This window comes from Kitasatospora phosalacinea (assembly GCF_000717185.1).
Classification (GTDB): Bacteria; Actinomycetota; Actinomycetes; order Streptomycetales; family Streptomycetaceae; genus Kitasatospora; species Kitasatospora phosalacinea_A.
In genome coordinates this window covers 1-214 of sequence record NZ_JNYE01000329.1, presented here as the reverse complement: position 1 = coordinate 214, position 214 = coordinate 1, and the positions used below count along the sequence as shown (strand labels likewise).

1 protein-coding gene is annotated in these 214 nt (G+C 73.4%); it reads right to left on the bottom strand.

What is annotated here, in order from left to right; all coding sequences use genetic code 11:
* A partial coding sequence (locus tag OO57_RS38255) for a fibronectin type III domain-containing protein (RefSeq protein WP_033257558.1) occupies nt 1-214 on the bottom strand: 214 nt, incomplete at both ends.

Genomic DNA, 214 nt, shown 5'->3' with positions numbered 1-214 from the left:
GTTGGAGGCGGCCGAGGCGTTGCCCGCCGCGTCCCGGGCCTTCACGGTGAAGGTGTACGAGGTGGAGGCGGTCAGGCCGGTGACGGTCGCGCTGGTGCCGGTGACGCTGGTGGCCAGCGTGCCGTTGCGGTACACGTCGTAGCCGGTCACGCCGACGTTGTCGCTCGACGCGCCCCAGGAGAGCGAGACCTGGGTGGCCGCGGTCGCGGTGGCG